Below are 26054 nucleotides of genomic sequence, written 5' to 3' on the forward strand. Positions count from 1 at the left end.
AATCTTGTTATTCATGGGCATCAACACAGCCTTTACGGCGTCAGCCCATGAGAAGACGAAGGGCACGGACCCTTCGCCTTTTAAAGCGTTACGCGCCGACTACGATCGGCCTTGCCAGAGGCGGGACGGCGGCGCTGGTAGGCGCAATACCGGCTTCGAACTCCGAGCGGAAGTATTTGATTGCGCTGCCCAATGGCTCCACGGCGCCCGGTGCGTGAGCACAGAAGGTCTTGCCTGGGCCGAGGAAACCGACCAGACCCAACAGGGTCTCGATGTCACCCTCACGGCCTTCGCCATTTTCCAGGGCCATCAGCAGCTTGACGCTCCACGGCAGACCGTCGCGGCATGGGGTGCAGAAGCCACAGGATTCACGGGCAAAGAACTGCTCCATGTTGCGCAGCAGCGAGACCATGTTCACGGTGTTGTCCACCGCCATCGCCAGGCCAGTACCCATCCGGGTGCCCACCTTGCCGATGCCGCCGGCATACATTTGTGCGTCGAGGTGCTCGGGCAACAGGAAACCGGTACCAGCGCCGCCTGGCTGCCAGGCCTTCAAGGTGTAGCCGTCGCGCATGCCGCCGGCGTAGTCCTCGAAAAGCTCGCGTGCGGTAACGCCGAATGGCAGCTCCCACAAGCCAGGATTCTTGACCTTGCCGGAGAAGCCCATGAGCTTGGTGCCCATGTCTTCGCTGCCTTCACGGGCCAACGATTTGTACCAGTCCACGCCGTCGGCGATGATCGCCGGCACGTTGCACAGGGTCTCAACGTTGTTGACGCAGGTCGGCTTGCCCCATACGCCCACGGCGGCGGGGAAGGGGGGCTTGGAGCGCGGGTTGGCGCGGCGCCCTTCGAGGGAGTTGATCAGTGCGGTTTCTTCACCGCAGATGTAACGCCCGGCGCCGGTGTGCACGAACAGTTCGAAATCAAAGCCGGAACCCAGGATGTTCTTGCCCAACAGGCCAGCAGCCTTGGCTTCTTCCACGGCACGGTTGAGGTGCTTGGCGGCGGTGGTGTATTCGCCACGCAGGAAGATATAGCCACGGTAGGTTTTTAGCGCGCGGGCACTGATCAGCATGCCTTCGATCAGCAAATGGGGCAGTTGCTCCATCAGCATGCGGTCTTTCCAGGTGTTCGGCTCCATTTCATCCGCGTTGCACAGCAGGTAGCGGATGTTGATGGACTCGTCCTTGGGCATCAGGCCCCACTTCACGCCCGTGGGGAAGCCTGCACCGCCGCGGCCTTTGAGGCCGGCGTCTTTCACGGTCTGGACGATGTCGTCCTGGGCCATGTCGGCAAAGGCTTTGCGCGCAGCGGCGTAGCCGTTCTTGGCCTGGTACTCGTCGAGCCATACCGGCTCGGCATCGTCACGCAGGCGCCAGGTGAGAGGATGGGTCTCAGGCGAACGCTTGATCAGGTTGGCGGGGCCGAAAGATGTAAGGGTCATGGGTAGCCCTCAAGCAATTGGGTCACGCCAGCAGGCTGCACGTCACCGAATGTGTCGTCGTCGATCATCAACGCCGGCGCCTTGTCGCAGTTGCCCAGGCAGCACACCGGCAGCAGCGTGAAGCGGCCGTCCGGAGTGGTTTGGCCCAGGCCGATGCCCAGTTTGTTCTGGATCTCGCTGACCACGGATTCGTGACCACCGATGTAGCAGACCATGCTGTCGCACACGCGAATGATGTGACGGCCCACCGGTTGGCGGAAGATCTGGCTGTAGAACGTAGCCACGCCTTCAACGTCGCTGGCAGGGATGCCGAGAATCTCGCCGATGGCGTAGAGGGCGCCGTCCGGCACCCAGCCACGTTCCTTCTGAACGATCTTCAGGGCTTCGATCGACGCCGCGCGCGGGTCTTCGTAGTGATGCAGCTCGTGCTCGATGGCCGAGCGCTCGGTTTCACTCAAGGTGAAACGGTCTGTCTGGATAAGCGTGCTGTTCATGCTTAGCGGTCCACGTCGGCCATAACGAAATCGATACTACCCAGGTACGCAATCAAGTCCGCGACCATCTCGCCTTTGATCACCGAAGGGATCTGCTGCAAGTGCGGGAAGCTTGGAGTACGAATCCGGGTGCGGTAGCTCATGGTGCCGCCATCGCTCGTCAGGTAATAACTGTTGATACCCTTGGTCGCTTCGATCATCTGGAAGGATTCGTTGGCCGGCATGACCGGGCCCCACGAAACCTGCAGGAAGTGCGTGATCAGGGTTTCGATGTGCTGCAGCGTGCGTTCTTTCGGCGGCGGCGTGGTCAGCGGGTGATCCGCCTTGTACGGGCCGGCCGGCATGTTGCGCATGCACTGTTCGATGATCTTCAGGCTCTGGCGCATTTCTTCTACGCGCACGATGCAACGGTCGTAGGCATCGCCATTGGCGGCCACCGGCACTTCGAACTCGAAGTTCTCGTAGCCGGAGTATGGGCGCGCTTTACGCAGGTCGAAGTCGCAGCCAGTCGAGCGCAGGCCTGCACCGGTGACGCCCCATTCCAGGGCCTCTTTGGTGTTGTAGGCGGCGACGCCGATGGTACGGCCCTTGAGGATGCTGTTATCGAGCGCGGCTTTTTGGTACTCGTCCAGACGCTTGGGCATCCAGTCGATGAACTCCTTGACCAGGCGCTCCCAACCATTCGGCAGGTCGTGGGCCACGCCGCCGATGCGGTACCAGGCCGGGTGCAGACGGAAACCGGTGATGGCTTCGATGACCTTGTAGGCGCGCTGACGGTCGGTGAATGTGAAGAACACCGGGGTCATGGCGCCGACGTCCTGGATATAGGTACCCAGGAACAGCAGGTGGCTGGTGATCCGGAAGAACTCGGCCATCATGATGCGGATGGTGTCGACGCGGTCCGGGACCTTGATGCCGGCCAGCTTCTCGACCGAGAGCACGTACGGCAGGTTGTTCATCACGCCGCCGAGGTAGTCGATACGGTCGGTGTACGGGATGAAGCTGTGCCACGACTGACGCTCGGCCATCTTCTCGGCGCCACGGTGGTGGTAACCGATGTCCGGCACGCAGTCGACGATTTCTTCGCCATCCAGTTGCAGGATGATACGGAAGGCACCGTGAGCCGAAGGGTGGTTCGGGCCCAGGTTGAGGAACATGTAGTCCTCGTTGGTGCCGGAGCGTTTCATGCCCCAGTCTTCCGGACGGAAGCGCGCAGCCTCTTCTTCAAGCTGTTGCTTGGCGAGGTTGAGGCTGAACGGGTCGAATTCGGTGGCGCGGGCAGGGAAGTCCTTGCGCAGCGGGTGACCTTCCCACGTGGGCGGCATCATGATGCGCGTCAGGTGCGGGTGGCCGGGGAAGTCGATACCGAACATGTCCCACACTTCACGCTCGTACCAGCTGGCGTTCGGCCAGATACCGGTTACGGTCGGGACGCTCAGGTCGCTCTCGGAGAGGGCAACCTTGATCATCACGTCGCTGTTACGTTCCAGCGACATCAGATGGTAGAACACCGTGAAATCGGCACCGCTTGGCAGGCCCTGGCGCTTGGTGCGCAGACGCTCGTCCACGCCATGCAGGTCATAAAGCATGACGTACGGCTTGGGCAAGTTACGCAGGAAGGTCAGGACTTCGACGAGCTTGGCGCGCGCCACCCACAGCACCGGCATACCGGTACGTGTGGCCTGGGCGGTGAAAGCGTCAGGGCCAAAACGGTTATTGAGTTCGACGACCACATCCTGGTCGTCTGCCTTATAAGGCGGGATGTACAGAGCGCTGCCTGTAGTCATGGTTTTTTATCGCTTTCGGTCAACGTAAAGAATGAAGCCAGGTGTTCGTTCTATAAAAGAAGCGGGCTGGATCAGACTTCGTCAGGGCTGCGCAGGTTGGTGACTGCGATTCGCTGTTCGCGGCGCTGTTCCTTTTGCGAGGGCATCTCGGCGCGGTAAACGCCTTGATCGCCGACGACCCAGGAAAGCGGACGACGCTCCTTGCCAATCGATTCCTGCAACAGCATCAAGCCTTGCAGAAATGCTTCAGGGCGGGGCGGGCAGCCAGGCACGTAGACGTCCACGGGCAGGAACTTATCCACCCCTTGGACCACTGAGTAGATGTCGTACATGCCACCGGAGTTGGCGCACGAACCCATGGAGATAACCCACTTCGGTTCGAGCATTTGCTCGTAGAGACGCTGAATGATCGGCGCCATCTTGATAAAGCAGGTTCCGGCGATAACCATGAAATCCGCCTGGCGCGGTGATGCCCGGATAACTTCGGCGCCAAAGCGCGCGATGTCGTGGGGGGCCGTGAAGGCGGTAGTCATTTCCACATAGCAGCACGAAAGGCCGAAGTTGTACGGCCACAGGGAGTTTTTACGCCCCCAGTTGACCGCGCCACTCAGCACGTCTTCGAGTTTGCCCATGTAGATGTTTTTGTGGACTTGGTCTTCTAACGGATCGGAAACGGTTTCCCGTTCGCCGATGGGGTACTGCTCGTTAGGAGCATCCGGGTCGATCCTGGTGAGATTGTATTGCATCGCCAAAGCCTCATTGTTTCAGCTTCGCTTGCCGCTTACGACGAGCTTCCGGAGCCCAGTCAAGGGCGCCCACTCGAAATAGGTAGACAAGGCCTGCCAACAGAATTGCTATGAAAACGAGAGCTTCGACGAATCCGGTCCAGCCGCTTTCGCGGACGGACACAGACCAGGCAAAGAGAAAGAGGGCTTCGATATCGAAGATCACGAACAGCATCGCGACCAGATAGAATTTGGCTGAGAGCCGCAGGCGGGCGCCACCTGTAGGTAGCATGCCCGACTCGAACGGTTCGTTTTTGCTGCGGCCCCAGGCTTTTGACCCGAGGAGGCTGGAAACACCGAGCATGAAGGCGCAAAGGCCGACAACACCGAGGAGGAAAATGGCAAAGCCCCAGTTGTGGGCCATGAGTCCTGTCGCTTCGGTCATGCTGGAAATCCTTAACAGAGAGCAAAGGTCTCTGAGCTCGAAAAAGTAATGATGCAGTGACGATATGTCGCAGCGCAGTCAATCGCGGTGATTTTATGGCTAAACACCGGGCAAGTAAAATTCCTATAGCGAAATTATTCGATGGAATAAGGACATAGTGCACCTTCTTGGGGCTGTAGCCCTTGCGGGGCGGGGATTAGCGGGCATTTGATCAATTATGTTTTGTTTAACCAGTAACGAAGTTTTCATGGTCTAAATGATAATGAATATTGTTTGCGCGGGGTTTAAGCGATTGTTTCTCATGTGGCGGGGTAAGTTGCCGTTACTTGTTTGATTGGCGCAAGTTGCCGGAGCGGATCTTTTAACCGATTTATCCGCAGCGAATACCGCTCTGGATCAAGGTTTTATACAAAATCTTCAGGTTGCGTGCGTTCCCTTGTGGGAGGGGGCTTGCCCTCGATGGCTGAGTGTCAGTCAATAACGCTGTTGCTGATCCACCGTTATCGGGGGCAAGCCCCCTCCCACAGTTGGATTCTCATTGGCCCGGGGCAGATATCTCAGGCAAAAAAACGCCCCGAACCAGTCGGGGCGTGATTGTCGTGCAGCACTGCGGTTAGCTCTTTAACGGGTCCGCAGTGGCTGTGTACTCACATCGATCAGTGGAACTGCTCTTCTTCAGTCGACCCGGTCAGCGCGGTCACGGACGAGGTGCCGCCCTGGATCACGGTGGTCATGTCGTCGAAGTAGCCAGTACCCACTTCCTGCTGGTGCGCCACAAAGGTGTAGCCTTTGGAGGCGTCAGCGAATTCCTGCTCCTGCAGCTTCACGTAGGCGGTCATGTCGTTGCGGGCGTAGTCGTGCGCCAGGTTGAACATGCTGTGCCACATATTGTGAATGCCGGCCAGGGTGATGAACTGGTGCTTGTAGCCCATGGCGGACAGTTCGCGCTGGAACTTGGCGATGGTCGCGTCGTCCAGGTTCTTCTTCCAGTTGAAAGAAGGCGAGCAGTTGTAGGACAGCAGTTGGTCCGGGTATTCCTTCTTGATCGCTTCGGCGAAACGACGCGCTTCGTCCAGATCCGGCTTGGCGGTTTCGCACCAGATCAGGTCGGCATACGGTGCGTAGGCCAGACCGCGGGCGATGGCCTGGTCGAGGCCGGCGCGTACCTTGTAGAAACCTTCCTGAGTGCGTTCGCCGGTAACGAATGGCTGGTCGTACGGGTCGCAGTCCGAGGTCAGCAGGTCTGCTGCGTTGGCGTCGGTACGGGCCAGGATGATGGTCGGTGTGCCGGCAACGTCAGCCGCCAGACGGGCAGCGGTCAGCTTCTGTACAGCTTCTTGGGTCGGAACCAGTACCTTGCCGCCCATATGGCCGCATTTCTTCACGGAAGCCAGTTGGTCTTCGAAGTGAACGCCCGCGGCGCCTGCTTCGATCATGCTCTTCATCAGCTCATAGGCGTTCAGTACGCCGCCGAAGCCGGCTTCGGCGTCAGCTACGATTGGCGCGAAGTAGTCGATGTAGCCTTCATCGCCTGGGCCTTTGCCAGCTTTCCACTGGATCTGGTCAGCACGACGGAACGAGTTGTTGATGCGCTTGACTACGGTTGGCACGGAGTCAACCGGGTACAGCGATTGGTCGGGGTACATGGATTCAGCGGAGTTGTTGTCCGCTGCCACTTGCCAGCCGGACAGGTAGATCGCCTGGATGCCGGCTTTTACCTGTTGGACTGCTTGGCCGCCAGTGAGGGCGCCCATGCAGTTGACGAAATCTTTGTCGGGGCGGAAGGAAGGCTTGGCACCTTGGGTGACCAGGTTCCACAGCTTCTCGGCGCCGAGTTTTGCAAAGGTGTGCTCAGGTTGAACCGAGCCACGCAGGCGGACGACGTCAGCAGCGGAATAAGCGCGGGTTACGCCTTTCCAGCGTGGGTTTTCAGCCCAATCTTTTTCAAGGGCTGCAATTTGCTGTTCGCGTGTCAGTGCCATGGGGAAAAACCTCGTCGCATAGGTCTAGGTGGAAAGATCCATTTGCCAGCCGCGCAATCGTTGCGGGGTATGGCTGCTCGCTGACCAGAAGCATAGGTGGTCAAGTCAGGTTCGACGGGGAAGGCAACGGGATGAACGATGATCGAGAGGGGGCAGGTAAAGGCTGGCCGAGAACGGTCTTCGGGCATCGTGGGCCCTTGGGTATTCTGCAGCATGTTGCCGGGTTACCTGGTTAGCTTCCGTCCCTCGGGACAACTTCGTTCCAGTCGCAACCTCGTCAAACACACCTTGTGGGCGGTACAGACACGAATCGGCTCAGGTGGGTAGCTTAGAGCGACGATCCGAAGGCCCTTGCCAGGGCCCCTGATTAGCGGGAGCGAGGCCATCATGCCCATGCTTTTTTGGATCGTCAAATGTTTTGTAGTGCTTTTTTTATAGCACTACATCTTTAGTCTAATACGACTCATCAGTCAGTTTTTGGTGCTTCAGTTCAGGGTGTCGACCTTGACCCGCAACGTCAGGTCATCACGGCCCTGGGTAGAGTAGCTGCGGGTTGTAGAGGATTTATCGGCTTGGGTTTCACGGTTGATGCCGGCCAGGGGGATCCATTCGCCAAGACGCCCGCTGACGGTTGTGTCGGTACTTTGTACATTCACTACATCGGGACGTTCTTGGCTCATGCGGTCACGGTTGGTACTGATCGCCAGATGCACGGTCTCGCCGGTGACGCTGGCAGTGACGTAGAAGCCCTGGGTGACGTTGCGGTATTGGGTCTGGTTCTGCGGGCGGCCGTAGGCGTCTGGTTGGGTGGTGGTCAGTGGCACGCTCTGGCCAACCTGGATCAGCGCGGGCACGCCTTCGCTGGCCTGGATCTGCTGGATGCCGCCGTCGCGACTGGCAGTGCCGTAGTTGATGATGCGGGTTTGGCTATCGCCACTGTTCTGTTGGTTGTTTTCGTTGGTGTCTACAGTAATCAGCAGGCGCTTGGCCGGTGTGTCCAGTTGTGCAATCAGTGCGCGCAGGTCCTGGAGCTTGCTGGGATCGGCGTTAACAATAAGCTGGTTGCCGTAGGCGCTGACGGTGCCGTCCTTGCCGATGAAATTCTGCGCCACCGGCAATAGATCGGCGCTGGTGCGGTTGTTCAGGTTGACGACTTCGGTGTCGGCTATTGTCGAGCAACTGACGGCCAGGAGGAGGGCGGTGAGCAGGGTGCGTAGGGACATGTCCGTTATCTCTGCGAGTCATTTAGGCTTGATAGTGCCAGTTTGTCGGCCTGGCGTGTAGTGAGCGGGCTTGCCCTGCGCTGGGCTGCGTAGCGGCCCCTATAAAAAACGCCGCGTTCTTTCAGAAAGAACGCGGCGTTTGGTTTTGTGGCAGCTAAGCAGCCCAGCGCGGGGCAAGCCCGCTCACCACAGACAAGCCCTTAAGCAGGCGTCAGCCCCCACGCACCATATCAACATGGGGAATCCCGACTTCCAGGAACTCATCGCTGACGATCTTGAAGCCCAACCGCTCATAAAATGGCGCTGCATAGACCTGCGCGCTGAGGAACTGTTTGGTCTGGCCGCGTTGCTCGGCCACGCCAATCACCGCTTCCATCAGCTTGTCGCCAACCTTCAGGCCGCGCCAGTCCTTGAGGACCGATACGCGGCCGATCTCGCCGCTGGGCAGCAGGCGAGCGGTGCCAATTGGAAAGTCGCCTTCGAACGCCAGGAAGTGCATCGCACCAGCGTCATCCGCGTCCCACTCCAACTCGGGCGGAACCGATTGTTCAGCGATAAATACCGCTTCACGAATGCGCCGAATCTCGGCGATATCCTTTTGCCAGTCCGCGACACTTACGTGAATTTTATTCATCGGCAAATCCCAGGCTGCCTTGCTTGACCAGCTCGCACAGCAGGTCGCGGCCGTCTTCGTCGGCGAGCCACTCACCCAGGTTTTCGCTGTGCAGCGCATCGGCGGAGCACACCAGTTTCAACAGTTCACGCAGCTTGCCGGGCAGGTAGCGGCTCTGGCCGCTGGCAAACAGCAGCACGTCGTCGTCCACTTCCGACCACGCCATGCGCGCGCTTGGGTTGCGTACCAGAATCGCGCCGTCTTGCAGGGTGCTGATGAAGTCTTCTTCGCCCAGCTCTTCGCCGGCGACGAGTTCTGGGTAGCGCGGTTCGGTCATGAACTGGCCAAACCAGGTCAGCAGCATGCGTTCGTCGCTCATATGCTCGGCCAGCAGGCTCTTGAGGCGGTCGAGGGCGTCGCGCTGGATCTGATGCGGGTCGCTGACCGGCTGCGCGTCGGCGTCGGTGTAGCGCTCTTCATCCGTCAGGTATTGGGCGAGGAAATCGGTGAAGTGCGTGAGCACTTCGGCGGCGCTCGGCGCACGGAAGCCGACCGAGTAGGTCATGCAGTCGTCTTCGGCGATGCCGAAGTGTGCCAGGCGTGGCGGCAGATAGAGCATGTCGCCCGGTTCGAGTACCCATTCGGCGGTTTCTTCGAATTCGGCGAGGATGCGCAGGTCGGCGTGTTGCAGCAGCGGGCTTTCGGAGTTGCACATCTGGCCGATCTTCCAGTTGCGCTTGCCTTGGGCTTGCAGCAGGAACACATCGTAGTTGTCGAAGTGCGGACCAACGCTGCCGCCAGGCGCGGCGAAGCTGATCATCACATCGTCGATGCGCCAGCTTGGTAGAAAGCGGAACTGCTCCAGCAGCTCGGCCACTTCCGGAACGAACTGGTCGACCGCCTGCACCAGCAGGGTCCACTCGCGCTCAGGCAGGCTGCCGAAGGCGTCTTCGGCGAACGGGCCGCGACGCAGTTCCCACGGGCGCTCGCCGTGTTCGATCACCAGGCGCGATTCGACTTCTTCTTCCAAGGCCAGGCCGGCCAGTTCGTCGGCGTCGATCGGGCTTTCGAAATCAGGGATGGCCTGACGGATCAGCAGTGGTTTTTTCTGCCAGTAGTCGCGCAGGAATTCCCGTGCCGTGATGCCGCCCAGAAGTTGAAGAGGGATGTCAGGATTCATGTGTAACCTATTGAAAGAAAGCACTTTTCAGACTGGAATAAAAACGCCCGGCGCGGCCGGGCGTCTCAAGGGTCTTGCGATGATCAGATGCGCTTGGCTTGCTCTACCGCGTTGCCGATGTAGTTGGCCGGGGTGAGCAGTTTCAGCTCGGCCTTGGCGGCGGCTGGCATGTCCAGGCCGTCGATGAAAGTTTGCAGCGCTTCAGGGCTGATGCCCTTGCCGCGCGTCAACTCTTTCAGCTTCTCGTACGGGTTTTCGATGTTGTAGCGACGCATCACGGTCTGGATCGGCTCGGCCAGCACTTCCCAGCATGCGTCCAAGTCAGCGGCGATTTTCTGCGCGTTGAGCTCCAGCTTGCTGATGCCTTTGAGGCTGGCTTCGTACGCGATCACGCTGTGGGCAAAACCCACGCCGAGGTTGCGCAGTACGGTCGAGTCGGTCAGGTCGCGCTGCCAGCGTGAGATTGGCAGCTTGCTGGCCAGATGCTGGAACAGGGCGTTGGCGATGCCGAGGTTGCCTTCGGAGTTTTCGAAGTCGATCGGGTTGACCTTGTGCGGCATGGTCGACGAACCGATTTCACCGGCAATGGTGCGCTGCTTGAAGTAGCCCAGGGAGATGTAGCCCCAGATATCGCGATCGAAGTCGATCAGGATGGTGTTGAAGCGCGCAATGGCGTCGAACAGCTCCGCGATGTAGTCGTGGGGCTCGATCTGCGTGGTGTAAGGGTTGAAGCCCAGGCCCAGCTCGTCTTCGATGAAGGCGCGGGCGTTGGCTTCCCAGTCGATCTCAGGGTAGGCCGACAGGTGCGCGTTGTAATTGCCGACGGCGCCGTTGATCTTGCCCAGCAATGGTACGGCAGCGACTTGAGCAATCTGACGCTCCAGACGATACACCACGTTGGCGAGTTCTTTGCCCAGGGTGGTCGGCGAAGCCGGCTGGCCGTGGGTGCGCGACAGCATTGGCACGTCAGCGAAACGGATGGCCAGTTCGCGGATAGCTTCGGCGGTCTGGCGCATCAGTGGCAGCATCACGTCATCGCGGCCTTCGCGCAGCATCAGGGCGTGGGACAGGTTGTTGATGTCCTCGCTGGTGCAGGCAAAGTGGATGAACTCGCTGACCTGGGCCAGTTCCGGCAGCTTGGCCGCCTGCTCTTTGAGCAGGTATTCAATGGCTTTGACGTCGTGGTTGGTGGTTCGCTCGATCTCTTTCACACGCTCGGCGTGCTCCAGGGAGAAATTTTCCGCCAGGGTGTTGAGCGCAGCGTTGGCTTCGGCAGAGAACGCCGGCACTTCGCTGATGGCGGGATGAGCGGCCAGGCGCTGGAGCCAGCGCACTTCAACCAGAACGCGAGCACGGATCAAGCCGTATTCGCTGAAAATAGGGCGCAGGGCCTGGGTTTTGCCGGCGTAGCGGCCGTCAACAGGGGAAACCGCAGTGAGCGAAGAGAGCTGCATGGGGTGTTCTCGGACAGTCGGGCAACGAAATGGGGCGCGTATCATACATGAAAAAATCCGCCGGTCCGTTGCCAACTGACCGGCGTATTACGCGTAACGGCTTGAAAAAAGCCCTTTGCTGCGACTTATTCGTTGCGCATCAACGGGTAAAGCTCTTTGAGCAATTTGCGTCGGCTGATCACCAGTTGCCAGCGATGACCGCCCAACTGGCGCCACAACCGCGCCGAGCGAATACCGGCCAGGAGCAGGGCACGGATTTTCGAAGCGTTGTTCGGTTGCTGCAGGTTGCGCATGTCGCCGTGAACCTGGATCCGCTGGCGCAAAGTGCTCAAGGTGTCTTGATACAGCGCACCACAGGCGGCGATCACGTTTTCGTGGGCCGGGCCGAAGTGTTCTACCTGGGACTGGATTTGTGGCAGGCGTTTGCCGATGGTTTCCAGCATGTCCTCGCGCTTGGCCAGTTGGCGCTCGAGGCCGAGCATCGACAGGGCGTAGCGCAGCGGCTCGCGCTGCAAGGTGCTGGGGTCGCGCTCCAGGGCGCCGATCAGGGCGCGGTAACCTTCACGCAGTGCGAGGTCGTCGCCGCCGTAGACTTCCAGAGTGTCCTTGGGGTCGCGGATCAGCAGGCTGCCGAGCATGCAAGTCAGGCCGGCTTCGGTGACCTGGCCGGTCTTGGCGATCTTGTCCACGAGCACGGCGGAGAGAAATACCCCGCCGAGTGCCGTCAATTGCTCTTGGGTAGGGCTCATGCCGGGTTGCTCCAGGCTTGCGCGACTTCAATCACGCCGCCGCCCAGGCAAATTTCGCCGTCATAGAACACCACCGACTGGCCAGGAGTGACCGCACGTTGCGGGTCATCAAAGGTGGCGCGGTAGCCTGTCGCCGTTTTTTCCAGGGTGCAGGGCTGGTCGCTTTGGCGATAGCGCACTTTGGCAGTCAGGCGGCGCGGGGTGCTCAGGTCGATCGGGTTGACCCAATAGATCTCCGAGGCCAGCAGCGCGCCCGAGAACAGCAGCGGGTGTTCATTACCCTGGCCGACGATCAGCACGTTGTTTTCCAGGTCCTTGACCAGCACATACCACGGCTCTTCACCGGCGTCTTTCAAACCGCCGATGCCCAGGCCCTGGCGTTGGCCAATGGTGTGGTACATCAGGCCATGGTGACGGCCGATCACTTCACCTTCGGTGGTCTTGATCTCACCCGGTTGCGCCGGCAGGTATTGCTTAAGGAAGTCGCTGAAGCGGCGCTCGCCGATAAAGCAAATCCCGGTGGAATCCTTTTTCTTCGCGGTAGCCAGGCCGTGTTTCTCGGCGATCCTGCGCACTTCGGGTTTTTCCAGCTCGCCCACCGGGAACAGGGTCTTGGCGATCTGTTCACCGCCAACAGCGTGCAGGAAGTAGCTCTGGTCCTTGTTCGGGTCCAGGCCCTTGAGCAGTTCAGTACGGCCATCGATGTCGCGACGGCGCACGTAGTGGCCAGTAGCAATCAGGTCGGCGCCAAGGATCATGGCGTAGTCGAGAAACGCCTTGAACTTGATTTCGCGGTTGCACAGGATGTCCGGGTTCGGCGTGCGACCGGCCTTGTATTCGGCCAGGAAGTGCTCGAACACATTGTCCCAGTACTCGGCGGCGAAGTTGGCGGTGTGCAGCTTGATACCGATCTTGTCACACACGGCCTGGGCATCTGCCAGGTCGTCCATGGCGGTGCAATATTCCGTTCCATCGTCTTCTTCCCAGTTCTTCATGAACAGGCCTTCCACCTCATAACCCTGCTCCATGAGCAGAACGGCGGAAACGGAAGAATCCACGCCGCCGGACATGCCGACGATGACGCGCTTCTTTTGTGTGTCAGAAGGGGCTGGATCACGCATAGGGTTTCAACGGGTGTCTTGAAAAAGGACGCGATTCTAGCAGGCCTGGGCCCGCAAGGCTAAAGAGAAGGGCGGATCAATTCCAGACTGTGACGCTGGCCGGCCAGATAATCATCGATGCAGCGGATGATCAGCTCGCTGCGCCAGTCCTCGCGCACCGCCATCAGCTCGTCACGGCTCAGCCAGCGAGCGCGCAGGATGCCTTCGTCGAGTTGGTTGTCCGGGTGGTGTTTTAGGGCTTTGGCAATGAAACAGACCCGTTGGTAGGTCACGCCATTGCTGGGGGCGGTGTACAGATAGATACCGACGATACCGGTGGCTTCCACGTCCCAGCCGGTTTCTTCGAGGGTTTCACGCACGGCTGCTTCGGTGAGGGTTTCATGCGGGTCGAGGTGGCCGGCGGGCTGATTGAGCACGGCGCGACCGCCCTTGAGTTCTTCGACCATCAGGAAGCGTCCGTTGTCTTCGACGATGGTGGCGACGGTAATGTGGGGTTGCCAGGTCATGGGATGCCTCGATTCAAGATATGACGCGGTGTTTGGACAGAGTTACGGCCAGTGTGGGAGGGGGCTTGCCGCCGATGACGCTGTGTCAGTTACCAATAGCTCGACTGATCCATCGCTTTCGGGGGCAAGCCCCCTCCCACATTTGATCCGGTTTCTTCCGTTGAACGGTAGAAACAGAAACCCCGGCACAGGGCCGGGGCTTCTTTGCATCCTTACAACCTTACTTCAACTTGGCAATTGCCGCGTTGAGGGTGTTGCTTGGGCGCATGGCCTTGCTGGTCAGCTCTGGGTTCGGCGCGTAGTAGCCGCCGATGTCCACTGGCTTGCCCTGTACGGCGTTGAGTTCGGCAACGATGGTTGCTTCGTTCTCGGCCAGGGTTTTTGCCAGTTCGCCGAACTGCGCTTGCAGTGCAGTGTCCTCGGTCTGGGCGGCCAGGGCTTGAGCCCAGTACAGCGCCAGGTAGAAGTGGCTGCCGCGGTTGTCGATGTTGCCGACTTTGCGCGATGGCGACTTGTTGTTGTCGAGGAATTGGCCAGTGGCCTGGTCCAGGGTCTTGGACAGTACCAGGGCTTTCGGGTTGTTGTACGTCACACCCAAATGCTCAAGGGAGGCGGCCAGGGCCAGGAATTCGCCCAGGGAGTCCCAGCGCAGGAAGTTTTCTTCCAGCAACTGTTGCACGTGCTTCGGTGCCGAACCGCCGGCGCCGGTTTCGAACAGGCCACCGCCGTTCATCAGCGGCACGATCGACAGCATCTTGGCGCTGGTGCCCAGTTCCATGATCGGGAACAGGTCGGTCAGGTAGTCGCGCAGTACGTTGCCGGTCACCGAGATGGTGTCCAGGCCCTTGCGGGTGCGCTCCAGGGTGAACTTCATCGCGTCGACTGGCGACATGATGCGGATGTCCAGACCTTCGGTGTTGTGGTCTTTCAGATAGGCCTGAACTTTCTCGACCACGACGCCGTCGTGAGCGCGCTTAGGGTCCAGCCAGAAGATGGCAGGGGTGTTGCTGGCGCGCGCGCGGTTGACGGCAAGCTTGACCCAATCCTGGATCGGCGCGTCTTTGGTCTGGCACATGCGGAAGATGTCGCCGGCTTCGACGTTCTGTTCCATCAGCAGGTTGCCCTTGCTGTCGGTGATACGGACTACGCCGTCAGCCTTGATCTGGAAAGTCTTGTCGTGGGAGCCGTACTCTTCGGCTTTCTTCGCCATCAGGCCAACGTTTGGCACGCTGCCCATGGTGGTTGGATCGAACGCGCCATTGGCCTTGCAGTCTTCGATGACGGCTTGGTAGATGGTGGCGTAGCAGCGATCCGGGATCACGGCCTTGGTGTCGTGCAATTGGCCGTCGGTGCCCCACATCTTGCCGGAGTCACGGATCATGGCTGGCATCGAGGCGTCGACGATGACGTCGCTCGGCACGTGCAGGTTGGTGATGCCTTTGTCGGAGTTGACCATCGCCAGGGAAGGGCGAGCGGCGTAGACCGCCTGGATGTCAGCTTCGATCTGCGCTTGCTGCTCGGCCGGAAGAGCCTTGATGCGAGCGTACAGGTCACCGATGCCGTTGTTCAGGTTGAAGCCGATCTGCTCCAGTACCGTGGCGTGCTTGGCCAGGGCATCTTTATAGAACTCGGCAACGATCTGGCCGAACATGATTGGGTCGGAGACCTTCATCATGGTGGCTTTGAGGTGAACCGACAGCAGTACGCCTTGTTTCTTGGCGTCTTCGATTTCAGCGGCGATGAACGAGCGCAGTGCGTTTTTGCTCAGCACGGCGCTGTCGAGGATCTCGCCAGCTTGAGCGGTAGTCTTTTCTTTCAGGACGGTGGTGGTGCCGTCCTTGCCGACCAGCTCAATTTTGACAGTATCAGCGGCTTCGATCTGTACGGCTTTTTCGCTGCCGTAGAAGTCGCCATTGCTCATGTGGGCGATGTGGGACTTGGAGTCCGCAGCCCATGCGCCCATTTTGTGCGGGTGCTTGCGGGCATAGTTCTTGACCGACAGCGGCGCACGGCGGTCGGAGTTGCCTTCGCGCAGTACCGGGTTCACGGCGCTGCCCTTGACCTTGTCGTAACGTGCACGGGTTTCTTTTTCCGCGTCGGTGGTTACGGTTTCCGGGTAGTCCGGCAGGGCGTAGCCCTGGGCCTGCAGTTCCTTGATCGCCGCTTGCAGCTGCGGGGTCGAGGCGCTGATGTTAGGCAGCTTGATGATGTTGGCTTCAGGGGTAACGGCCAGGTCGCCCAGTTCGGCGAGGTGGTCCGGTATGGCCTTGTTGCCCAGTTGCTCGGGGAAGCTTGCGAGGATGCGCCCGGCGAGAGAAATATCGCGGGTTTCCACGGCAATATCAGCGGAAGCGGTGAAGGCCTCTACGATAGGCAGCAGTGAATAGGTGGCGAGGGCAGGGGCTTCGTCGGTGAAGGTGTAGATGATCTTCGAGCGGGTGGGCATATTCGGATTAACTCTCTTCTTTGCTGAAAGCGTGCGCAGAAACTCGAGATGCGCCGGGTGGAGCGCGTTCGTTCAAAGTCATCCATGAGCGAAATGTCGAGGTTTCTTCGCGGTGATGTTGGGTTGCATCAGTCGAGCGTCAAGCGGGTGGACTATTGTAATAGTCCGGCTTTGTAGCTGAAGGCACCTATTCTAGAGCGGTCAGCCGTCGTGACTCTTGGGTCAGCGGCGGCATTATACATAGGTCGCTATGCTTACGCCGAGCCTTCATACAAAAGGTGTGTCGTCCATTGGTCTAAAGGTCGCAGGTACCGGGGTACGCCTAAAGTCGCATGATGTGCTCAAGATTGGCGCTTTTCCCTTTGCTTTCAGGCTTGTAGGCGACAAATTATGCTGTTTTCGATGCAAATGAACATGGCGTGAGGTTTCGGTCGTCATTTATCTGGAGTAGGCTCGAACGCAGCCAGATGTTTAATCCATAGATGGAGTTCAGCATGGGATACAAGAAGATTCAGGTTCCGGCAGTCGGCGACAAAATCACCGTCAATGCAGACCATTCTCTCAATGTTCCTGACCAACCGATCATCCCTTATATCGAAGGTGACGGTATTGGCGTCGACATCAGCCCGGTGATGATCAAAGTGGTCGACGCAGCTGTTGAAAAGGCATACGGCGGCAAGCGCAAGATCTCGTGGATGGAGGTGTACGCCGGCGAAAAGGCGACTCAGGTCTACGATCAGGATACCTGGCTGCCCCAGGAAACCCTGGATGCCGTCAAGGATTACGTGGTGTCCATCAAGGGTCCGCTGACCACGCCGGTCGGTGGTGGTATTCGATCGCTGAACGTGGCTCTGCGTCAGCAGCTCGACCTTTATGTGTGCCTGCGCCCAGTGCGTTGGTTCGAAGGTGTGCCGAGTCCGGTCAAGAAGCCCGGCGACGTGGACATGACCATCTTTCGCGAAAACTCCGAAGACATTTACGCCGGGATCGAGTGGAAGGCTGGCTCGCCGGAAGCTATTAAAGTGATCAAGTTCCTCAAGGAGGAAATGGGCGTTACCAAGATCCGCTTCGACCAGGATTGCGGGATTGGCATCAAGCCGGTGTCCAAAGAGGGCACTAAGCGCTTGGCGCGCAAGGCCTTGCAATATGTGGTGGATAACGACCGCGAATCGCTGACCATCGTGCACAAAGGCAACATCATGAAGTTCACCGAAGGGGCCTTCAAGGAATGGGCCTATGAAGTGGCGGCCGAAGAGTTCGGCGCGACCCTGCTCGATGGTGGGCCGTGGATGCAGTTCAAGAACCCGCGCACCGGCAGGAATGTGGTGGTCAAGGATGCAATCGCCGACGCCATGCTCCAGCAGATCCTGCTGCGTCCGGCTGAATATGACGTGATTGCAACCCTTAACCTCAATGGTGACTACCTGTCCGACGCGTTGGCGGCGGAAGTGGGTGGTATCGGCATTGCGCCGGGTGCCAACCTGTCTGACACCGTTGCAATGTTCGAGGCGACTCACGGGACAGCGCCCAAGTATGCGGGCAAGGATCAGGTCAATCCGGGGTCTTTGATCCTTTCAGCGGAAATGATGCTGCGTCATATGGGTTGGATTGAAGCTGCCGATCTGATCATCAAGGGCACCAATGGCGCCATTTCGGCCAAGACCGTGACCTATGATTTCGAGCGCCTGATGGAGGGCGCCACGCTGGTGTCGTCGTCGGGCTTCGGTGATGCGCTGATCTCGCATATGTAACGTCTCACGCGACAAAAAACGGCCATCCCAACTTGAGTGGGATGGCCGTTTTTCTTGCCGCAGACTGCATGCTCGGCGGCGGTTCAGGCCGGTTGCTTCTTCTCTTTATGAGCGTGTTTCTCCGTGGTCTTTTCCGGTGCTTGCGCGCTCACTGCGCCGATGTTCACGGCATGCAGTCCCTTGGGGCCTTGAATGATTTCAAAACTCACGGGCTGGCCCGCTTTCAGCGTTCTATAACCATCCATTTGGATTGCTGAATAGTGCGCAAAAAGGTCCTCGTTTTTCCCTTCCTCATTAACAAAGCCATATCCTTTGGCGTTGTTGAACCACTTGACCTTGCCATTGATCTTGACGCCGGACATACCCATTTCCCTCTGCACCAGACTCCATCACTGGAGTATCATCCAGTTTATCCGTCCTAACCCGAATAAATTAAGGTTGACTGCGCGGACCTTTTTTACCCACTGTGGGTTCTATTGGTTGTAACACCGATTCGCCGATAGTCAAGGCGACCGGCCAGTTGAGAGTTGAAATTCTGACAGGTCGCCCCCACCACTGTATTTGAACCACTGACGAACCTTTCTTTCCATGCATGCAATCAGCCAGATTCGACTAACATTCAATCAGGATCGACCGGATCACGAACACGATGACGACGGTTCTGCAGGCATTGCTGTTCAGGAGGCCAAGCCTGCTCTACAGGCGCCGCCGATGTACAAGGTGGTTTTGTTCAATGATGACTACACACCGATGGATTTCGTGGTCGAAGTGCTCGAGGTGTTTTTTAACCTGAACCGAGAGTTGGCGACCAAGGTAATGCTGGCCGTTCACACAGAAGGACGGGCAGTATGTGGAGTGTTTACCCGTGACATCGCCGAGACAAAGGCCATGCAGGTCAACCAGTACGCCAGGGAAAGCCAGCATCCGCTACTCTGTGAAATCGAGAAGGACGGTTAACGCCGACCACTTGGGTATGAGGTGAAGCTATGTTAAACCGCGAGCTCGAAGTCACCCTCAATCTTGCCTTCAAGGAGGCTCGTTCGAAGCGTCATGAATTCATGACAGTCGAACACCTTTTGCTGGCACTTTTGGATAACGAAGCTGCCGCCACCGTTCTGCGTGCGTGCGGCGCCAACCTCGACAAACTCAAGCATGACCTGCAGGAGTTTATCGACTCCACCACGCCACTGATCCCCGTGCATGACGAGGACCGCGAGACCCAGCCAACCCTGGGCTTCCAGCGGGTATTGCAGCGTGCTGTTTTCCACGTACAGAGCTCCGGTAAGCGTGAAGTCACAGGCGCCAACGTGCTTGTGGCGATCTTCAGCGAACAGGAAAGCCAGGCAGTGTTCCTGCTCAAGCAGCAGAGCGTTGCCCGTATTGATGTCGTCAACTATATCGCCCACGGTATCTCCAAGGTGCCTGGGCACGGCGATCATTCCGAGGGTGAGCAGGATATGCAGGACGACGAGGGCGGTGAGTCTTCTTCTTCAAGCAACCCGCTGGATGCCTATGCCAGCAATCTCAACGAACTGGCGCGCCAGGGTCGGATCGATCCGCTGGTGGGGCGTGAGCTTGAGGTTGAGCGTGTAGCGCAAATCCTCGCGCGTCGTCGCAAGAACAATCCGTTGCTGGTGGGTGAGGCGGGCGTGGGTAAAACCGCAATCGCCGAAGGCTTGGCCAAGCGTATCGTGGATAACCAGGTGCCTGACCTGCTGGCCAACAGCGTCGTGTACTCCCTTGATCTGGGCGCGTTGCTCGCCGGGACCAAGTACCGGGGCGATTTCGAGAAGCGCTTCAAGGCGTTGCTCGGCGAGTTGAAAAAACGCCCGCAGGCGATCCTGTTCATCGACGAAATCCACACCATCATTGGTGCTGGTGCGGCGTCTGGCGGGGTGATGGATGCGTCCAATCTGCTCAAGCCGTTGCTGTCGTCGGGTGATATCCGCTGCATTGGTTCGACCACCTTCCAGGAATTCCGTGGCATCTTCGAGAAAGACCGTGCGCTGGCGCGTCGCTTCCAGAAGGTCGACGTGTCCGAGCCTTCGGTTGAAGACACCATCAGCATCCTGCGCGGGCTCAAGGGGCGTTTTGAAGCGCACCATGGCATCGAGTACACCGATGAGGCGCTGCGTGCAGCTGCAGAGCTGGCGTCGCGTTACATCAATGATCGGCATATGCCGGATAAAGCTATCGACGTGATCGACGAGGCGGGGGCTTATCAGCGCCTGCAACCGATCGAGAAACGTGTGAAACGCATCGACGTGCCTCAGGTCGAGGACATCGTGGCGAAGATCGCGCGAATTCCACCAAAGCATGTCAACAGCTCCGACAAAGAGCTGCTGCGTAACTTGGAGCGCGATCTCAAGCTCACTGTGTTCGGCCAGGATGCAGCCATCGACGCGCTGTCCACTGCGATCAAATTGTCGCGTGCGGGCCTCAAGTCGCCGGACAAACCGGTCGGCTCGTTCCTGTTTGCTGGCCCGACCGGTGTCGGCAAAACCGAAGCGGCGCGGCAGTTGGCCAAGGCCATGGGGATCGAGCTTGTGCGGTTCGACATGTCCGAGTACATGGAGCGTCATACCGTGTCGCGCTTGATCGGTGCGCCTCCTGGGTATGTAGGCTTTGATCAGGGCGGTTTGTTGACCGAAGCGATCACTAAGCAGCCCCATTGCGTATTGCTGCTCGATGAAATCGAGAAGGCTCACCCGGAAGTCTTCAACCTGCTGCTGCAGGTCATGGATCACGGGACCCTGACCGACAACAACGGACGCAAGGCGGACTTCCGCAACGTGATCGTAATCATGACCACCAACGCCGGTGCCGAAACAGCCGCGCGGGCTTCGATCGGCTTTACCCATCAGGACCACTCCTCTGATGCGATGGAAGTGATCAAAAAGAGCTTCACGCCGGAGTTCCGCAACCGTCTGGACACCATTATCCAGTTTGGTCGCCTCAGCCACGAGGTTATCAAGAGTGTGGTGGACAAGTTCCTCACCGAGCTTCAAGCGCAGTTGGAAGACAAGCGCGTGCAGCTGGATGTCACGGAGGCGGCGCGCAGTTGGATCGCCGAGGGTGGCTACGATGCCGCAATGGGCGCCCGCCCAATGGCGCGTCTGATCCAGGACAAGATCAAGCGGCCATTGGCCGAAGAGATCCTGTTCGGCGAACTCTCCGACCATGGTGGCGTGGTGCATATCGACCTGAAGGATGGCGAGCTGACCTTCGAGTTCGAAACCACGGCTGAAATGGCCTGATCGTTCTGCAGTAATGCAAAAGGCGCCGAAAGGCGCCTTTTTGCTGTCTTGAAACGCAGTTCTCAGAACAATGAAGATCCAGTGTGGGAGGGGGCAAGTCCCCTCCCACAGGAATCATCGGTGTTTGAAAATCCCATGCACACAAAAACGCCCGGCATAACCGGGCGTTTTGTATTGACTTGCTTAGCGAGCGCGGTAAGTGATGCGCCCTTTGCTCAAGTCATAGGGCGTCAGCTCGACGCGCACTTTGTCACCGGTAAGAATACGAATGTAGTTCTTGCGCATCTTGCCGGAGATATGCGCGGTTACGACGTGCCCATTTTCCAACTCCACACGAAACATGGTGTTGGGCAGGGTGTCGACGACAGTGCCTTCCATTTCGAAGCTGTCTTCTTTCGACATGCAGTAAAGCCCTCGGTATCCAGTGAATGGCCCGGTGCAACTGCGCCAGGCAAAAGCGGCGTGCATTGTGCCCGAAAAAGGGTGTTTAAGCCAAGGGGTTCTAGTTAAGCGTGACCCATCTTTGATTAATTAGCAGTTCTATGGGGCGATATTGGGTCTTGTAGCTCATCTTTTTGCAGTTCTTGATCCAGTATCCGAGGTAGACGGCCTCCAGTTCCAGGCGCAGTGCTTCGCTGATTTGCCAGAGGATTGCAAAGCGCCCGAGGCTGCGGCGCTCTTCGGCAGGTTCATAGAACGTGTATACCGCCGACAGGCCATTAGGCAGCAAGTCGGTCACGGCGACGGCCAGCAGGCGACCGTCCGCTCGAAACTCATAGAAGCGTGAAAAGGGTAGGTCACGCACTAGAAACGTGGAGAACTGGTCGCGGCTCGGGGGGAACATATCGCCGTCGGCGTGGCGTTGCTCAATATAGCGCTGGTAAAGGTCGAAATATTCTTCGGTAAATCGAGGCTTGCACGATGTCACCGTCAGGTCGGCGTTGCGCTTGAGGATGCGCTTCTGGTTACGATCCGGCAGAAATTGCGCCACGGGCAGGCGTGCCGGTACGCAGGCATTGCAGTTCTGACAATGGGGTCGGTAAAGGTGGTCGCCACTGCGTCGAAAGCCCATTTCCGAAAGATCGGCATACACGTGCACGTCCATCGGTTGGCTGGGGTCGAGGAACAACGTGGTGGCCTGCTCGTCTGGCAGATAGCTGCAAGAGTGGGCTTGAGTGGCATAAAACTTCAAACGCGCCAACTCGGTCATGATCAACCCTCGGGATAAGCTTTGAAATAAGTGTAAGCCAGGTGCGCGGATGTCGCCTAAGAAACCCATGGTCCGGTGTTGAGTTGGTCCAAGTGGTCGCGTAGAAAACCGGCGAACTCACTGCGAGGAATGGCGCGGGCACCCAAGCTGTGCAAGTGATCGTTGGGCATCTGGCAGTCGATCAGGACGAAGCCCCAGGCCTGTAATTGTCGTGTCAGTGTGGCGAAGCCGAATTTTGAGGCGTTGTCGGCGCGGCTGAACATGGATTCGCCAAAAAACAGTTGGCCCATCGCTAGGCCATACAGGCCGCCCACCAGCACCCCTTCGTCCCATACTTCTACCGAGTGTGCATGGCCGCGTTTGTGCAACTCCAGGTAGGCGCTCTGAATGCCTTCGGTGATCCAAGTGCCATCGGCATAGGCGCGCGGTGCGGCGCAGGCTTGGATGACTGCTGCGAAGTCCTGGTCGAATGTCACGCTGTAGCGCTGCTGGCGTAACAGCTTGCTCAGGCTGCGGGATACGTGCAGCTCGTCAGGGAAGATCACCGTGCGCGGGTCCGGAGACCACCAGAGGATCGGTTGACCCTCCGAGAACCATGGGAAGCAGCCATGCCGGTAGGCTTGGACTAGTCGCTCGGCCGACAGGTCGCCGCCGGCGGCGAGCAGGCCATTGGGTTCGCGCATAGCTTTGGCCAGCGGTGGGAAGGTCAGGGTATTGCGTTGTAACCAGGTCAGCATGGCATCCAGGCTTATGGAAGGGGAGGGGAGTGGCAGGTATGGCACCCGCCTCGGCAGTGCTGATTATTGTCGACGCAGCGCCATCGGGCCAGCTTGAATCAGCCATTGATGCGTATTAGCGTGAGCGGGTGTTTCTGCAACTCTATGCCGGGGGTGTGGTCGTATTCCGGGCCGGCCCATGCAGGCCATTTGCCAAGCTTGTCTGGATTAGTAAAAACAGTTCATAAGCCTTTGTCAGCAAAGACAATGCATGCTCAAATTGAACATGTCGTGACACACAATTGGCTATGCTGCCTGAAGAAAGCCAAGTGGCGTGGCATCGGGGGTACAAACCCGTACAATGCGGCCATTGTGGCGTTATCGTCCTTTCATTCAGCAATTGCCCAGTGTTAAACGTAGATTCAACGACGATCGTTTATTTTTCAACTGCTCGGATTGGGCAGTATTTGCAGTCATTCAACAGATGGACGCGCTAAAGGCGCAGGAAAAGACCCGTTTTGAAGAAATCCGCCGCAACACCTAAAGCAGCAGTCGTGCCGGCTTGGCGCCAGCACCTGCATTATCGACTCAAGGAAGGCGCGCTGATCGCTATCGGCGCGCTGTGCTTGTTCCTGATGATGGCCTTGCTCACCTACGGCAAGGACGATCCGGGCTGGAGCCACAACAGCAAGATAGACGATGTGCAAAACTTCGGCGGTCCGGTGGGTTCCTACAGCGCCGATATCCTCTTCATGGTGCTGGGTTACTTTGCTTACATTTTCCCGCTGCTGCTGGCGATCAAGACCTGGCAGATCTTCCGTCAGCGTCATGAGCCGTGGCAGTGGAGCGGCTGGCTGTTCTCCTGGCGTCTGATCGGTCTGGTGTTCCTGGTGCTCTCCGGCGCGGCGCTGGCCCATATTCATTTCCATGCGCCCACCGGTTTGCCGGCGGGCGCGGGCGGGGCCTTGGGCGAAAGCCTCGGCGACCTGGCGCGCAAGACCCTGAATATCCAGGGCAGCACTCTGATGTTCATTGCGCTTTTCCTGTTCGGCCTCACGGTGTTCACCGACCTCTCGTGGTTCAAGGTGATGGACGTGACAGGCAAGATCACCCTCGACCTGCTCGAATTATTCCAGGGCGCCGCCAACCGTTGGTGGTCCGCTCGTGTTGACCGCAAACGCATGGTGGCTCAGTTGCGTGAGGTGGATACTCGCGTCAACGAAGTCGTAGCCCCAAGCACACCGGATCGCCGCGAACAGGCCAAGGTCAAGGAGCGTCTGATCGAACGCGAACAGGCCCTGAGCAAGCACATGTCCGACCGCGAGAAGCAGGTGCCGCCTGTGATTGCACCTGCGCCGCCCAAGGCCCCCGAGCCAAGCCATCGCGTACAGAAAGAGAAACAGGCGCCGTTGTTTGTCGATAGCGCTGTCGAAGGCACCTTGCCGCCGATCTCGATTCTCGACCCGGCCGAAAAGAAACAGCTCAACTATTCCCCCGAATCCCTGGCGGCTGTCGGCCACTTGCTGGAAATCAAGCTCAAGGAATTCGGCGTCGAAGTGTCGGTGGACTCGATCCACCCTGGCCCGGTGATTACCCGTTACGAAATTCAGCCGGCCGCTGGTGTGAAAGTCAGCCGCATCTCCAACTTGGCCAAAGACTTGGCCCGCTCCCTGGCCGTGACCAGCGTGCGTGTGGTGGAAGTGATCCCCGGCAAGACCACTGTGGGTATCGAGATTCCCAACGAAGACCGCCAGATCGTGCGCTTCTCCGAAGTACTGTCGACGCCGGAATACGACAACTTCAAATCGCCGGTCACCCTCGCGCTGGGCCATGATATCGGCGGCAAGCCGGTCATTACTGACCTGGCGAAAATGCCTCACCTGCTGGTCGCCGGTACTACCGGTTCCGGTAAGTCGGTGGGCGTGAACGCGATGATCCTATCGATCCTGTTCAAGTCCGGCCCGGAAGACGCCAAGCTGATCATGATCGACCCGAAGATGCTTGAACTGTCGATCTACGAAGGCATTCCACATCTGCTGTGCCCGGTGGTCACCGACATGAAGGACGCGGCCAACGCCCTGCGCTGGAGCGTTGCCGAGATGGAGCGCCGCTACAAGCTGATGGCGAAGATGGGTGTACGTAACCTGTCGGGCTTCAACGCCAAGGTCAAGGAAGCCCAGGACGCCGGCACACCGCTGACCGACCCGCTGTACAAACGCGAAAGTATTCACGACGAAGCGCCACTGTTGAGCAAGCTGCCGACCATCGTGGTGGTGGTCGACGAGTTCGCCGACATGATGATGATCGTCGGCAAGAAGGTTGAAGAGCTGATCGCGCGTATCGCCCAGAAAGCGCGGGCAGCAGGTATTCACTTGATCCTCGCCACCCAGCGTCCGTCGGTGGACGTGATCACCGGCCTGATCAAGGCCAACATCCCGACGCGCATGGCGTTCCAGGTATCGAGCAAGATCGACTCGCGGACCATCATCGACCAGGGTGGCGCCGAGCAACTGTTGGGTCACGGCGACATGCTCTACATGCCACCGGGCACCAGCCTGCCGATTCGCGTACACGGCGCCTTTGTTTCCGATGATGAAGTGCACCGCGTGGTGGAAGCCTGGAAGCTGCGCGGCGCACCCGAATACAACGACGACATCCTCGCCGGCGTCGAAGAAGCTGGCAGCGGTTTCGACGGTGGCAGCAGCGGTGGCGACGACGATGCCGAGACCGACGCCCTGTACGACGAAGCCGTGGCGTTTGTGCTGGAAAGCCGTCGCGCGTCGATTTCTGCAGTTCAGCGCAAGCTGAAAATCGGCTACAACCGCGCCGCCCGCATGATCGAAGCGATGGAAAACGCCGGCGTCGTCACCGCAATGAACACCAACGGCTCGCGTGAAGTCATTGCCCCTGGGCAGATGCGCGACTGATCCCGCGCCGCGTGGCAGCACGCG

22 protein-coding genes are annotated in these 26054 nt (G+C 58.8%); 4 read left to right on the top strand and 18 right to left on the bottom strand.

The window, feature by feature from the left end; all coding sequences use genetic code 11:
- Window positions 1-88 precede the first annotated feature (88 nt).
- The 14 genes from nuoF to AOA61_RS02135 form a co-directional block, all read right to left on the bottom strand.
- On the bottom strand, window positions 89-1444 hold the full coding sequence (gene nuoF / locus AOA61_RS02065) for an NADH-quinone oxidoreductase subunit NuoF (protein ID WP_003174722.1): 1356 nt from the start codon (window positions 1442-1444) through the stop codon (window positions 89-91).
- Window positions 1441-1938 carry an NADH-quinone oxidoreductase subunit NuoE gene (gene nuoE / locus AOA61_RS02070; protein ID WP_003174721.1) on the bottom strand — a complete coding sequence of 166 codons (498 nt, stop codon included), beginning with the start codon at window positions 1936-1938 and terminating at the stop codon, window positions 1441-1443. The genes nuoF and nuoE overlap by 4 nt, the downstream gene beginning before the upstream one ends.
- 2 nt (window positions 1939-1940) lie before the next feature.
- Window positions 1941-3725, bottom strand: coding sequence for an NADH-quinone oxidoreductase subunit C/D (gene nuoC / locus AOA61_RS02075; protein WP_095184439.1), 1785 nt, complete (start codon window positions 3723-3725; stop codon window positions 1941-1943).
- Window positions 3726-3796: 71 nt separating this feature from the next.
- Window positions 3797-4471, bottom strand: coding sequence for an NADH-quinone oxidoreductase subunit B family protein (locus tag AOA61_RS02080; RefSeq protein ID WP_003174719.1), 675 nt, complete (start codon window positions 4469-4471; stop codon window positions 3797-3799).
- 10 nt (window positions 4472-4481) lie between these two features.
- Window positions 4482-4895 carry an NADH-quinone oxidoreductase subunit A gene (locus AOA61_RS02085; RefSeq protein ID WP_003219575.1) on the bottom strand — a complete coding sequence of 138 codons (414 nt, stop codon included), beginning with the start codon at window positions 4893-4895 and terminating at the stop codon, window positions 4482-4484.
- Between the two features lie 656 nt (window positions 4896-5551).
- On the bottom strand, window positions 5552-6877 hold the full coding sequence (gene aceA, locus AOA61_RS02090) for an isocitrate lyase (protein WP_010458877.1): 1326 nt from the start codon (window positions 6875-6877) through the stop codon (window positions 5552-5554).
- 485 nt (window positions 6878-7362) lie between these two features.
- The gene (locus AOA61_RS02100) at window positions 7363-8100 is read right to left on the bottom strand and encodes a secretin N-terminal domain-containing protein (protein WP_099601021.1); all 738 of its coding nucleotides are present in this window, start codon (window positions 8098-8100) and stop codon (window positions 7363-7365) included.
- Between the two features lie 211 nt (window positions 8101-8311).
- Window positions 8312-8734 carry a GNAT family N-acetyltransferase gene (locus tag AOA61_RS02105; protein ID WP_032889687.1) on the bottom strand — a complete coding sequence of 141 codons (423 nt, stop codon included), beginning with the start codon at window positions 8732-8734 and terminating at the stop codon, window positions 8312-8314.
- Window positions 8727-9893, bottom strand: a complete 1167-nt coding sequence (locus AOA61_RS02110; protein WP_032889686.1) for a cupin domain-containing protein — start codon at window positions 9891-9893, stop codon at window positions 8727-8729. Before AOA61_RS02110 ends, AOA61_RS02105 begins: the two co-directional genes overlap by 8 nt.
- Window positions 9894-9976: 83 nt before the next feature.
- Complete coding sequence (purB, locus tag AOA61_RS02115) at window positions 9977-11347, bottom strand: adenylosuccinate lyase (protein WP_099601023.1); 1371 nt, start codon at window positions 11345-11347, stop codon at window positions 9977-9979.
- Between the two features lie 125 nt (window positions 11348-11472).
- Window positions 11473-12096, bottom strand: a complete 624-nt coding sequence (hflD, locus tag AOA61_RS02120) for a high frequency lysogenization protein HflD (RefSeq protein ID WP_027606331.1) — start codon at window positions 12094-12096, stop codon at window positions 11473-11475.
- The gene (gene mnmA, locus AOA61_RS02125) at window positions 12093-13217 is read right to left on the bottom strand and encodes a tRNA 2-thiouridine(34) synthase MnmA (protein WP_032889682.1); all 1125 of its coding nucleotides are present in this window, start codon (window positions 13215-13217) and stop codon (window positions 12093-12095) included. The genes hflD and mnmA overlap by 4 nt, the downstream gene beginning before the upstream one ends.
- A 59-nt stretch (window positions 13218-13276) precedes the next feature.
- Window positions 13277-13723: an NUDIX hydrolase gene (locus AOA61_RS02130; protein WP_099601024.1), complete on the bottom strand. Its 447-nt coding sequence runs from the start codon at window positions 13721-13723 to the stop codon at window positions 13277-13279.
- A gap of 220 nt (window positions 13724-13943) precedes the next feature.
- Window positions 13944-16169: an NADP-dependent isocitrate dehydrogenase gene (locus AOA61_RS02135; RefSeq protein ID WP_099601025.1), complete on the bottom strand. Its 2226-nt coding sequence runs from the start codon at window positions 16167-16169 to the stop codon at window positions 13944-13946.
- A 494-nt stretch (window positions 16170-16663) separates the two neighbouring features.
- Between AOA61_RS02135 and icd the strand changes: the two genes are divergently transcribed.
- Entirely contained in the window at window positions 16664-17920 is a 1257-nt protein-coding gene (icd, locus tag AOA61_RS02140; protein ID WP_032890041.1) for an NADP-dependent isocitrate dehydrogenase, read from the top strand.
- Between the two features lie 83 nt (window positions 17921-18003).
- Here the strand turns inward: icd and cspD are convergent, their stop codons facing one another.
- Window positions 18004-18282: a cold shock domain-containing protein CspD gene (gene cspD / locus AOA61_RS02145; protein WP_163033180.1), complete on the bottom strand. Its 279-nt coding sequence runs from the start codon at window positions 18280-18282 to the stop codon at window positions 18004-18006.
- Window positions 18283-18508: 226 nt separating this feature from the next.
- Between cspD and clpS the strand changes: the two genes are divergently transcribed.
- Window positions 18509-18877, top strand: a complete 369-nt coding sequence (clpS, locus tag AOA61_RS02150) for an ATP-dependent Clp protease adapter ClpS (protein WP_010567912.1) — start codon at window positions 18509-18511, stop codon at window positions 18875-18877.
- 29 nt (window positions 18878-18906) lie between these two features.
- Window positions 18907-21177 (top strand): ATP-dependent Clp protease ATP-binding subunit ClpA, encoded by a 2271-nt coding sequence (gene clpA / locus AOA61_RS02155; protein ID WP_032889678.1) that lies wholly within the window; start codon window positions 18907-18909, stop codon window positions 21175-21177.
- A gap of 183 nt (window positions 21178-21360) precedes the next feature.
- Here the strand turns inward: clpA and infA are convergent, their stop codons facing one another.
- The 3 genes from infA to aat all read right to left on the bottom strand — a co-directional run bounded on the left by infA (window position 21361) and on the right by aat (window position 23124).
- Window positions 21361-21579, bottom strand: a complete 219-nt coding sequence (gene infA, locus AOA61_RS02160; protein ID WP_002553999.1) for a translation initiation factor IF-1 — start codon at window positions 21577-21579, stop codon at window positions 21361-21363.
- Window positions 21580-21679: 100 nt separating this feature from the next.
- Window positions 21680-22387 carry an arginyltransferase gene (locus AOA61_RS02165; protein WP_099601026.1) on the bottom strand — a complete coding sequence of 236 codons (708 nt, stop codon included), beginning with the start codon at window positions 22385-22387 and terminating at the stop codon, window positions 21680-21682.
- 56 nt (window positions 22388-22443) lie between these two features.
- Window positions 22444-23124, bottom strand: coding sequence for a leucyl/phenylalanyl-tRNA--protein transferase (aat, locus tag AOA61_RS02170; protein WP_099601028.1), 681 nt, complete (start codon window positions 23122-23124; stop codon window positions 22444-22446).
- A 497-nt stretch (window positions 23125-23621) separates the two neighbouring features.
- On the opposite strand from aat, the gene AOA61_RS02175 reads away from it, so the two are divergent.
- Window positions 23622-26030 (top strand): DNA translocase FtsK, encoded by a 2409-nt coding sequence (locus tag AOA61_RS02175; protein ID WP_032889675.1) that lies wholly within the window; start codon window positions 23622-23624, stop codon window positions 26028-26030.
- The last annotated feature ends 24 nt before the right edge of the window (window positions 26031-26054 follow it).

The sequence above is a fragment of the Pseudomonas sp. 2995-1 genome (genome assembly GCF_002742505.1).
Classification (GTDB): Bacteria; Pseudomonadota; Gammaproteobacteria; order Pseudomonadales; family Pseudomonadaceae; genus Aquipseudomonas; species Aquipseudomonas sivasensis.

Coding starts and splice junctions, on each gene's coding strand:
- AOA61_RS02165 (WP_099601026.1), bottom strand. CDS start 22,387: ATGACCGAGTTGGCGCGTTTGAAGTTTTATGCCACTCAAGCCCACTCT.
- aat (WP_099601028.1), bottom strand. CDS start 23,124: ATGCTGACCTGGTTACAACGCAATACCCTGACCTTCCCACCGCTGGCC.
- mnmA (WP_032889682.1), bottom strand. CDS start 13,217: ATGCGTGATCCAGCCCCTTCTGACACACAAAAGAAGCGCGTCATCGTC.
- infA (WP_002553999.1), bottom strand. CDS start 21,579: ATGTCGAAAGAAGACAGCTTCGAAATGGAAGGCACTGTCGTCGACACC.
- nuoE (WP_003174721.1), bottom strand. CDS start 1,938: ATGAACAGCACGCTTATCCAGACAGACCGTTTCACCTTGAGTGAAACC.
- AOA61_RS02100 (WP_099601021.1), bottom strand. CDS start 8,100: ATGTCCCTACGCACCCTGCTCACCGCCCTCCTCCTGGCCGTCAGTTGC.
- AOA61_RS02110 (WP_032889686.1), bottom strand. CDS start 9,893: ATGAATCCTGACATCCCTCTTCAACTTCTGGGCGGCATCACGGCACGG.
- AOA61_RS02130 (WP_099601024.1), bottom strand. CDS start 13,723: ATGACCTGGCAACCCCACATTACCGTCGCCACCATCGTCGAAGACAAC.
- purB (WP_099601023.1), bottom strand. CDS start 11,347: ATGCAGCTCTCTTCGCTCACTGCGGTTTCCCCTGTTGACGGCCGCTAC.
- cspD (WP_163033180.1), bottom strand. CDS start 18,282: ATGTCCGGCGTCAAGATCAATGGCAAGGTCAAGTGGTTCAACAACGCC.
- AOA61_RS02105 (WP_032889687.1), bottom strand. CDS start 8,734: ATGAATAAAATTCACGTAAGTGTCGCGGACTGGCAAAAGGATATCGCC.
- nuoF (WP_003174722.1), bottom strand. CDS start 1,444: ATGACCCTTACATCTTTCGGCCCCGCCAACCTGATCAAGCGTTCGCCT.
- aceA (WP_010458877.1), bottom strand. CDS start 6,877: ATGGCACTGACACGCGAACAGCAAATTGCAGCCCTTGAAAAAGATTGG.
- nuoC (WP_095184439.1), bottom strand. CDS start 3,725: ATGACTACAGGCAGCGCTCTGTACATCCCGCCTTATAAGGCAGACGAC.
- AOA61_RS02080 (WP_003174719.1), bottom strand. CDS start 4,471: ATGCAATACAATCTCACCAGGATCGACCCGGATGCTCCTAACGAGCAG.
- clpA (WP_032889678.1), top strand. CDS start 18,907: ATGTTAAACCGCGAGCTCGAAGTCACCCTCAATCTTGCCTTCAAGGAG.
- AOA61_RS02135 (WP_099601025.1), bottom strand. CDS start 16,169: ATGCCCACCCGCTCGAAGATCATCTACACCTTCACCGACGAAGCCCCT.
- AOA61_RS02085 (WP_003219575.1), bottom strand. CDS start 4,895: ATGACCGAAGCGACAGGACTCATGGCCCACAACTGGGGCTTTGCCATT.
- hflD (WP_027606331.1), bottom strand. CDS start 12,096: ATGAGCCCTACCCAAGAGCAATTGACGGCACTCGGCGGGGTATTTCTC.
- clpS (WP_010567912.1), top strand. CDS start 18,509: ATGCATGCAATCAGCCAGATTCGACTAACATTCAATCAGGATCGACCG.
- icd (WP_032890041.1), top strand. CDS start 16,664: ATGGGATACAAGAAGATTCAGGTTCCGGCAGTCGGCGACAAAATCACC.